Genomic DNA, 9,119 nt, shown 5'->3' with positions numbered 1-9,119 from the left:
CCCGCGCGCTCGGCGGCCGCAAGGCCCGCGGCGGTGGTGCCGGCATAGGAGCGGAAGGTGCCCACGAGGTCGGGCGCCGTCTCGATCCGGCCCGCAAGAAGGGGGGCCGCGCCGCAGACGACGGCCTCGGCCGAGCGGCGGGCGACCGTCTCGGGCACGCCCTCGGCGCGCAGGAACTCGAGGATCGCCGCCGCCATCAGCGCCGGATAGGCCGGGCCCGAACCGGAGACCGCCGTCATCAGGTCGATCTGCGCCTCGGTCTCGACCGGGTCCGACGAGCCGATCGCCGACAGGATCGTGGTCACGGTGCGCCGGTCGGCCTCGGTCACCGCCTGATCCGCGACCCAGGGCGTATAGGAGGCGCCGATCTCGGCCGCCGCATTGGGCATGGCCCGGACGCAGCGCGCGCCGCTTCTGCCGAGCAGATCGAGCGGCACGCCCGCCATGAAGGAGAGGAGGAGCCGCCCTTCGGCCCGCAGGCGGAGGGCGGGCCAGTCCTCTGGCCGCACGGAGACCACGACCACCTCGCTCCGGGCCACGAGGTCGTCTGCGTCGCGGGCCCAGATCACCGGCCGCGGAAAGGCATCGGGCCGCGGGCCGCTGCGGTTCAGGACGACGATCTCCGCAGGGGCTGCGAGCGGCCGCTCGAGAAGCCCCCGCACGAGCGCGGCGCCCAGCCATCCGGTGCCGCCGATGATCCCGATCCGCATGGTCATCCTCCCCCTCCACGTCGCCTCTGCACCAGAGGGCGTCGCATTCCTACACATGATGCACGCTTATGCATCGCTCTCAAGGCAACCTTTGATCCAGTCGAGCAGCGCCCGGCAGGCTGGCGAGGGTTCGCGGCCGAAGGGCACGAGCACATGGTAGCGGTCCTCGGGCACGAGCGAGGTCTGGCCCACCCGCACGAGCCGCCCCTCGGCCAGCAGCCGCGAGAGGAGCAGCGCCCAGCCGAGCGCCACCCCCTCGCCGTTGATCGCGGCCTGGATCGAGTCGGTGTGGTGGTTGAACCGCAGCCGGCTCGCATCCGAGGCCCGCGCCAGCGCCGGATCGAGCCCGAGGCTGCGCGCCCAGGACTTCCAGGTGAGCCAGGCCGGGTTCACGCTGTCCGAGGCGATCAGGGGCAGGCTGCGGGGGTCGGCGGTCGCGGCCTCGAGGCCCAACCGCTCGAGCAGCGCGGGACTGCAGACCGGGAACACCTCGTCGCGGTGATCGGCCACCGATCGCCCGTCCTCGAAGGGCGGACGGCTGTAGCGGATGGCAAGATCCACCCTCTCCCGGCGCAGGTCTCCCGTCGCATCCTCGGCCACCAGCTTCAGCTTCACCTCGGGGTGCAGGGCCCGGAAATCGGCCAGCCGCGGCAGCAGCCAGAAATGGCTGAAGGCCAGCGAGGCGCGCACCGTCACCGTGTCCGGCGCGAGCGGCTGGCGGATGGTCTCGATCATCTCGGCCATGCGCCCGAAGGCCCCGGTGACGGTGGCCGCCAGCGCCGCGCCCTCGGGCGTCAGCACCACCCGGCGGTGGGCGCGCAGGAAGAGCGGCGTGTTCAGGTCGGTCTCGAGCAGCTTGATCTGGCGGCTGACCGCGGCCTGCGTCACCCCGAGCTCGTTTGCGGCGAGCGTGAAGCTCTCGAGCCGCGCCGCCGCCTCGAAGGTGGCGAGCGCGCCGAGGGAGGGAATGCTGCGGCGAAGCGGAAGCATGAGGCGGCCCGATCTGCCTGTGATCCATAACCGGTGGTTATCCAACCTGCACGGATTTCTGCAGTTGAGCAAGAGTGTCGCAGCCCGGATCCTGCGCGACACCGGCGGTTCTCCCGAGCCATCCGCCGGCCAGCCCCGCCGCGCCTCCGGCCCCGCAAGGATCCTTCGTCCATGGCCCACCCCTCAGATCTGCTCCCCCTCCTTCACAGCCAGCGGTCGGGCTTCTCGCTCGCCCGGCCCTTCTATGCCGACGCCTCGGTCCATCAGGCCGATCTCGAGACGATCTGGTATCGCAGCTGGATCTTCGCGGCCTCGGCGGCCGAGCTGCCGCGCGCGGGCAGCTATGTCACGCTGCAGCTGGGGCGCTATCCGCTGGTGATCGTGCGCGGATCGGACGGGGCGGTGCGGGCCTTCCACAATTCCTGCCGCCACCGCGGCAGCCGCATCTGCTCCAAACCCTCGGGCCAGGCCGCGAAGCTGGTCTGCCCCTATCACCAATGGACCTACGAGACGGACGGACGGCTTCTGTGGGCCCGCGACATGGGCCCCGGGTTCGAGCCCGCCCGCCACGGGCTGAAGCCCGTCGCCTGCGAGATCGCCGCGGGCATGGTCTTCCTGTGCCTCGCCGCGGATCCGCCCGATTTCTCGGAGGTGAAGGTCGCCGCCGACCGCTATGCGGCGCCGCACCGGCTGGACGAGCTGAAGGTCGCGCACCGCTCCTCGATCCTCGAGAAGGCGAACTGGAAGCTGGTGATGGAGAACAACCGCGAGTGCTATCATTGCGCGGGGTCGCATCCCGCGCTCTGTCGCACCTTCAACGACGATCCCGACCTCGTGGGATCGGACGACAGCCTGTCCTCGCCCGCGGGCGCCGCCCATGTGGCGCGTTGCGAGGCGGCGGGGCTGCCCTCGCGCTACCTGATCGGCGGCGACGAGCAATGGCGGCTGGTGCGGATCCCCTTCGTGGGCGAGGCGGTGAGCTACACGATGGACGGCCGGGCGGCCGCGCCGCGGATCCCCGGCCTTCCCTTCGACAATGCAGGCTCGCTCCTCTTCTTCCACTATCCGAACACCTGGAACCACTTCCTCTCGGACCATGTGCTGAACTTCCGCATCCTGCCGGTCAGCCCGACCGAAACGGAAGTCACGACCACATGGCTCGTGCACAGGGACGCGGTCGAGGGGCGCGACTACGACCTCGCCCGGCTGACCGAGGTCTGGACCGCCACCAACGACGAGGACCGCCGCGTGGTCGAGGAGAACCAGATCGGCGTCTCCTCGCCCGCCTACGAGCCCGGTCCCTATTCCGTCCGGCAGGAGAGCGGCGTGATCCAGTTCGTCGACTGGTATGTGCGCACCATGACGGCGGGCCTCGCCGGTCCCTCCGCCATGGCCGCGGAATAGCCATGGCCCGGCCGCGCCTGAACTGGGCCGCCGAGCCCTGGAGCGACAGCGAAGAGCTGGAATGCGCGATGGTCATTCCCGAGACCGAGAGCTGCGCCACCTTCGCCTTCCGGGCGCCCTCGGGCGCCTGGTTCGACTATCAGCCGGGCCAGTTCCTGACGCTTGACCTGCCGGTGCCCGGCGGGCGGGTGCAGCGGACCTACACGATCTCCTCCTCGCCCTCGCGGCCGCTGTCGATCTCGGTCACGGTCAAGGCGCAGCCGGGCTCGATCGGCGGGCGCTGGATGCTCGACAAGCTGAAGCCCGGGATGCGGATCAAGGCCTACGGCCCGGCGGGGCAGTTCACCTCGCTGCGGCACCGCAGCCCGAAATACCTGTTCATCTCGGCGGGCTCCGGCATCACGCCCATGATGTCGATGACCACCTGGGCCTGGGATTCGGGCGAGATGCCCGACATCGTCTTCGTCCACGCGGCCCGCAGCCCGGCCGAGATCATCTTCCGCCGCAGGCTCGAGCAGTTCGCGCGCCGCGTGCCCGGCCTGCAGCTGCGCTTCACCGTGAAGGACGAGGATCCTTTCTCGGTCTGGACGGGCTACCGCGGCCGGCTCTCGCAGATCATGCTGGGGCTGATGGCGCCCGACTATCTCGAGCGCGAGGTGTTCTGCTGCGGGCCCGAGCCCTTCATGCAGGCGGTGCGCGAGATGCTGGTCTCGCTCGGCTACGACATGGACCGCTACCACGAGGAGAGTTTCGCGGCCCCGGCGCTCGAGGAACTGCCGGTCGACATCCCCGAACCCGCCGCCGTCTCCGAACTGTGCTTCGCGGCCTCGGGGGTGAGGGTGGCCTGCGACGGCACCGAGACGGTGCTGGCGGTGGCCCGGCGCGCGGGGCTGAACATCCCCTCGGGCTGCAATTTCGGCCTCTGCGGCACCTGCAAGGTGCAGAAGATCGAGGGCGAGGTGGCGATGGTCCACAACGGCGGCATCTCGGACGAGGAGATCGCGGCGGGCACGATCCTCGCCTGCTGCGCACGGCCCCAGGGGCGGGTGACGCTGGACCTGTGACGCACGTCCCGAGCGGCGCGCCGGTGCGGTCTGCGCGCAAGGCGTCGCGGGCCGCGGCCGGCGCAGCGGACCGCAGCCGCATTTCTTCCCGGGCCTGCGGCGCGAGGCCCCCGCGCGGCGGGCCAAAGGCCGCGGGCTGCGCGGCTTCTCCTTGATTTTCCCGGACATTGCGGTTCCTCTGTGCGAAGGGGGAGACGGACCCTCGCGACGCCGGATCCTCTCATCCAGATACAGGAGCGGTCATGTACCATCATATTCTCATTGCCACCGACGGGTCCGAAACCGCCGGCAAGGGCCTCGATCATGGGCTCACCCTCGCGCGGGCGCTCGGCGCGAAGGTGACGATCATCACGGTGACCGAGGCCTTCCCGCTCTATGCCGCTTCGGCCGGCGAGGCCTGGGTCGCTCCGGTGGAGCTCGATACCGAGTATGAGGCGCGGCAGAAGGAGCGGGCCGAGGGCATCCTCAAGGCCGCCCGCGAGGCCGCCGACCGGATGGGCGTCTCGGCCGAGGTGCTGCATGTGCCGGGCTCGCTGCCGGCCGAGGCCATCGTCGAGGCCGCCCGCAGCCGCGAGTGCAGCCTGATCTGCATGTCCTCGCACGGGCGGCGCGGGCTGGGCCGGCTTCTGCTCGGCAGCCAGACGGCCGAGGTGCTGGCCCACAGCCCGGTGCCCGTGCTCGTGGTGCGCTGACAGGGCGCGAATGAGGGAGGGGCGGTCCCCGCCGCCCCGCAGGCCAGATGTCCGACGATCCGCTTCCCCCTCCGCTTCTGGACCTGCTCGCCCTCGCGGCGCGGCAGCCCGAGGAGCTTCTGTCGCTCACCGAGGCCGAGGAGGAGGTCGTGCGGAGGGCCGAGCGGCTGACGGATCTGGGGCTTTTCCGCATCGTCACGGCGCGGCGCTACCGGCTGACGGAGGCGGGGCGCGGCGCGCTGGCCCGCAGCCCTGCCCGGCCGGGACCGGGCTGGCTCGGCCGTCTCTTCGGCCGGGGCGGGAGGTGAGGCGGCTCAGACGCCGGTCGGAACCGAGACCCGGCAGCGCAATCCGTCCGGCTCGAAGCTGACCTCGGCGCCGCCGCCCTCGGCATAGGCGAAGGCGTGGCGGATCACGGTCTGGCCGAAGCCCGTCCGGGTGGGCTCGGACACCGGCGGGCCGCCGCGCTCGAGCCATTCGAGGCAGACGACGCCTGCAAGATCATCCGAGCACGGGATGCCGCAGACCCTGACCTGCCCCTCCGGCGTGGAGAGCGAGCCGTATTTCGTGGCATTGGTCGCGAGCTCGTGGATCACGAGGCCGAGCGCGATGGCCGAGCGCGGCTCGATCTCGACCTCGGGCACCTCGACGAGGATGCGCTGCGAGAAGCCCTCGTTGTAGGGTGCCAGTTCGCGCACGAGGACGTCGCGGATCGAGATGTCGCTCCAGGACTTGGCGGCGAGCAGGTTGTGCGTCGCGGCCAGCGCCTGGATGCGGGCGGTGAAGGCCTTCTGGTAGCCCTCCAGCGTGTCCTCGCTGTGCATCGTGCGGCGGCTGATCGACATGACGAGCGCGAGCGTGTTCTTGACCCGGTGATCGAGCTCGCGCAGCAGAAGCTGCTGGTGGCGCTCGGCCGCCTTGCGCTGCGACAGGTCCACCATGGTGATGACGCAGCCGCTGACGGTCTCGCCCGGCACCTGAAGCGGGGCCGCGCTGATGAGATAGAAGGGCGTGCCCTCGGCCGCGACCGCCTCGATCCCCTGCACCGGCAGGCCCTCGATGGCCTGCGCCACGATCTCGCCCAACGTGAGGAGCCCGGTGCCGTCGCCCACGCTCAGCTCCATGACCGCCGACAGCGGGCGGCCGATGGCCTCGCTGCCCGCGAGCGCCGCCGCGGCGCCGCTCAGGTGCGTGATGCGGCCCAGGGTGTCGCAGACGAAGACGGGCTCGTTCGCGCAGGCGATGATGGCGAGCGCCGCCTTCTCGTTCTGGCGCGACCGTTCGGCCGCGAGCTGCTCGGTGAAGTCGGTGAAGGTGACGGCATGGCCCGACACGGTGCCGAGCCGCAGCTTCCCGCAGGAGAGCATCACCTGCCGCTCTGCGCCCTCCGGGCCGAGCGGGATCCGGCGGCGCCGGAGCGTGCCTGCGAGGATCTCGCGCTCGAGGGCCGGATCGCCGGTCAGCTCGGCCAGCCGCATCCCCTCGAGCTCGGGCAGCGGCCGGCCGAGGAGATCGGCCAGCACGGCATTCGCGTAGAGGACGCGTCCGGTATTGTCGATCGCGGCCGCCCCGATCTCCATCATGTCGAGGAAGCTGCGGCAGATGTCGGGATCGCCGCCGATCATGTAGACGTCGGTGTCGTCGGACGCGCCCACCACCAGCGCATCGACATCGCCCTGACGGATGGCCTTCAGCGTCTCTTCGGCCTCGTGGAGCCGGCGTCGAAGCTCGTCGATCTCGGCCGGGGTCACGGGCCCTACTCCATGTCGAGCTTGAGATTCACCAGCACCTGCTCCTTGTCGGACAGGTCGCCGATGATCTTGCGGATCGGCACCGGCAGTTCGCGCACGAGGGTCGGGATCGCCACGATGCTGTGTTCCTTGGCGAGCCGCGGGTTCTGCTTCAGGTCGATGACCTCGACCTCGTACTGGCCGGGCAGGCTTTCCTCGCAGATGCGGCGGAGGTTGCTGATCGCGGCCAGAGACTTGGGGGTCTGACCCGCGACATAGAGGACCAGGCGACGCATGCTCACTCTCCCTTGTTCGTCAAGAGGTCCGCGAAACCTCCGGTTCCGCGGCTTCGGGCCAAGGCATCGGCATCGGCCAGCCGTTGTCGCTCGTGCGCGCTCTCGCTCTCCACCAGCGCCTGCAGCGCGATCTCCTCGGCCTGCAGCTCCGCCTCGAGCGCCTCGATCTGCGCGCGCGCCCGGCGGCGGCGCTGCTCGATCTGCTGCTGGAGCCGCCTGAGCTCGGTCTTGCGCTCGACCTCGGCCCGGCGCAGCCGCGCCTCCTCGGCCCTGCGGGCGGTGCCGGTGAGCGCCCCGCCCTCGCCCAGATGCGGCGGCAGGAGCGAGATGCCGCGGTCGCTCATCCGGAACTCGCGCACCTGGTTCGAATGGGCCATGCCGCGGGCCTTGAGCAGATAGAGCTCGCGGTTGAATTCGCCATTCACCTCGCGGTTCAGCATCAGCACCCAGCCATCCATCAGCGAGGAGAGGCCCGCATCGGTCGTGGCCTCGTTCTGGCTGTGGGCGAGATGGGTGAAGATGCCGGTGATGCCGCGGTTCTTGAGGAAATCGACGATCCGCAGCAGCATCGACTGCACCTCGAGCCGGTCGCCGCTCTCGGTGAAGGCCGAGATCGGGTCGAGCACCACGACCGAGGGCTCGAAGCGCATGACCTCGCGCAGGATCACCGCCAGATGCATCTCGAGGCTGTAGAAGGTGGGCCGTGTCGCCATGAAGCGCAGCAGGTCCGCGTCGCGCCAGCGCCCGAGGTCGAGGCCCAGCGAGCGCATGTTGCGCACCGCCTGATCGGCCGCCTCCTCGAAGGAGAAATACATGGCCCGCTCGCCCCGCGCGCAGGCGGCGGCGGCGAAATGGGCGGAAAGCGAGGATTTGCCCGCGCCGGCCACGCCCGAGACGAGGATCGAGGAGCCGCGGAAGAAGCCGCCGCCCGCCATCATCGCATCGAGATCGGGCACGCCCGAGGCGATGCGCTCCTCGTGCACCTGATGCATCAGCCCCAGCGCACTGACGGGCAGCACCGAGAAGCCGTCGGTGTCGATCAGGAACGGATATTCGTTGGTCCCGTGCGCCGTGCCGCGGTATTTCACGATGCGCAGGCGGCGGGTCGAGATCTGGTTCTCGACCCGGTGGTCGAGCAGGATCACGCAGTCCGAGACATATTCCTCGAGCCCCTGCCGCGTCAGCGCGCCGTCGCCCCGCTCGGCGGTGATGACGGTGGTGAGCCCGCGCTCCTTCAGCCAGTCGAACAGCCGCCGGATCTCGGCCCGCAGGATCGCGGGGTTCGAGAAGGCCGAGAACAGGCTTTCGATCGTGTCGAGCACCACGCGCTTGGCGCCCACCGTGTCGATGGCCAGCTCCAGCCGCAGGAACAGCCCCTCGAGGTCGTAGTCGCCGATCTCGGCCACTTCGGAGGGATCGACCGCGATATGTTCCATCGCGATCTTCTCTTCCTCGATCAGCTTGTCGAGCTCGAAGCCGAGCGAGGCCACGTTGCTCACGATGTCCTCGGGGCGCTCCTCGAAGGTCACGAAGACGCCGGGCTCGCCATGGTCGCGCACGCCGTTGATGAGGAAGGTGGAGGCGAACAGGGTCTTGCCGCAGCCCGCGGACCCGCAGACGAGGCTCGGGCGTCCGGTGGGCAGTCCGCCGAGTGTCAGCTCGTCGAAGCCCTGAATGCCGGTCGGCGACTTGCCGATCCCCAACTGAGACGTCATCGGTCCATCACCTCGGCTTAACAAGGCCCGCGGCCGTTCGAGGCCGCCTGCGTGCGAGCAGTATATCCCGTCCTGCGGATTCTCAACTGCCCTTGAGCACTATCTTCAAGCGGCTCTCGGGGGCGAGCGCAGGATTTCGCCGCAGCTGCACTGCGGCCTCACGGTCGCGCGGCAGCGGGCCGTTCCGTCTCGGTGCGCTTCGGCCGGAGGATCAGGCTCCGCCTGCCCCGCCCGCGGCGGCCGGAGCGGAGGCCCGTCTCGGGTCGAGCGCTGCGGGCGGGGCCTCAGGAGGGCTGTTTCGCGCGGTGCAGCCGCTCCACCGCCGACCGGATCGGCCGCGTCACCTTCCAGGAGGTGCTGGAGAGGATCGCGGCATGGCGCGCCTCCATCTCGGCGATCTGGAGACGGGCCGCGGCCAGTTTCCCGGTGGCGTCCTTCCGCTGGCGCTCGAGCGCCTCGCCCTGCCCCTCAAGCTCGGCCACGCACTGCTCGAGCTCGGCCACGCGCTGCTCGAGCCC

At 70.4% G+C, this 9,119-nt stretch carries 9 protein-coding genes and 1 pseudogene; 4 read left to right on the top strand and 6 right to left on the bottom strand.

From position 1 onward, the window contains the following. Both A9O63_RS19905 and A9O63_RS19900 read right to left on the bottom strand, forming a co-directional pair. On the bottom strand, nt 1-716 hold a 716-nt coding region (locus tag A9O63_RS19905), incomplete at its 3' end, for a pyrroline-5-carboxylate reductase family protein (RefSeq protein WP_235837009.1). A 60-nt stretch (nt 717-776) separates the two neighbouring features. Next, nucleotides 777-1,700 (bottom strand): LysR substrate-binding domain-containing protein, encoded by a 924-nt coding sequence (locus A9O63_RS19900; RefSeq protein ID WP_069333449.1) that lies wholly within the window; start codon nt 1,698-1,700, stop codon nt 777-779. A gap of 171 nt (nt 1,701-1,871) precedes the next feature. Between A9O63_RS19900 and A9O63_RS19895 the strand changes: the two genes are divergently transcribed. The 4 genes from A9O63_RS19895 (at nt 1,872) to A9O63_RS19880 (ending at nt 5,168) form a co-directional block, all read left to right on the top strand. After that, complete coding sequence (locus A9O63_RS19895; RefSeq protein WP_069333448.1) at nt 1,872-3,104, top strand: aromatic ring-hydroxylating oxygenase subunit alpha; 1,233 nt, start codon at nt 1,872-1,874, stop codon at nt 3,102-3,104. A 2-nt stretch (nt 3,105-3,106) separates the two neighbouring features. Further along, nucleotides 3,107-4,168: an FAD-binding oxidoreductase gene (locus A9O63_RS19890; RefSeq protein ID WP_069333447.1), complete on the top strand. Its 1,062-nt coding sequence runs from the start codon at nt 3,107-3,109 to the stop codon at nt 4,166-4,168. Nucleotides 4,169-4,410: 242 nt separating this feature from the next. Further along, nucleotides 4,411-4,860: a universal stress protein gene (locus A9O63_RS19885; protein ID WP_069333446.1), complete on the top strand. Its 450-nt coding sequence runs from the start codon at nt 4,411-4,413 to the stop codon at nt 4,858-4,860. Between the two features lie 47 nt (nt 4,861-4,907). Next, entirely contained in the window at nt 4,908-5,168 is a 261-nt protein-coding gene (locus tag A9O63_RS19880; RefSeq protein ID WP_069333445.1) for a hypothetical protein, read from the top strand. Nucleotides 5,169-5,174: 6 nt separating this feature from the next. Here the strand turns inward: A9O63_RS19880 and A9O63_RS19875 are convergent, their stop codons facing one another. From A9O63_RS19875 to A9O63_RS19860, 4 genes and pseudogenes are all read right to left on the bottom strand, one after another. Continuing rightward, nucleotides 5,175-6,611, bottom strand: coding sequence for an HWE histidine kinase domain-containing protein (locus tag A9O63_RS19875; protein ID WP_069333444.1), 1,437 nt, complete (start codon nt 6,609-6,611; stop codon nt 5,175-5,177). Between the two features lie 5 nt (nt 6,612-6,616). Further along, nucleotides 6,617-6,886 (bottom strand): circadian clock KaiB family protein, encoded by a 270-nt coding sequence (locus A9O63_RS19870; protein WP_069333443.1) that lies wholly within the window; start codon nt 6,884-6,886, stop codon nt 6,617-6,619. A gap of 2 nt (nt 6,887-6,888) precedes the next feature. After that, the gene (gene kaiC / locus A9O63_RS19865) at nt 6,889-8,601 is read right to left on the bottom strand and encodes a circadian clock protein KaiC (RefSeq protein ID WP_069333442.1); all 1,713 of its coding nucleotides are present in this window, start codon (nt 8,599-8,601) and stop codon (nt 6,889-6,891) included. Between the two features lie 284 nt (nt 8,602-8,885). Then, nucleotides 8,886-9,119, bottom strand: a pseudogene (locus A9O63_RS19860) (sulfotransferase family protein); the annotation flags it as partial.

The sequence above is a fragment of the Cereibacter johrii genome (assembly GCF_001720585.1).
Taxonomy (GTDB): Bacteria; Pseudomonadota; Alphaproteobacteria; order Rhodobacterales; family Rhodobacteraceae; genus Cereibacter_A; species Cereibacter_A johrii.
The sequence above is the reverse complement of the archived record's forward strand: the minus strand, read 5'-3'. Positions and strand labels throughout refer to the sequence as shown.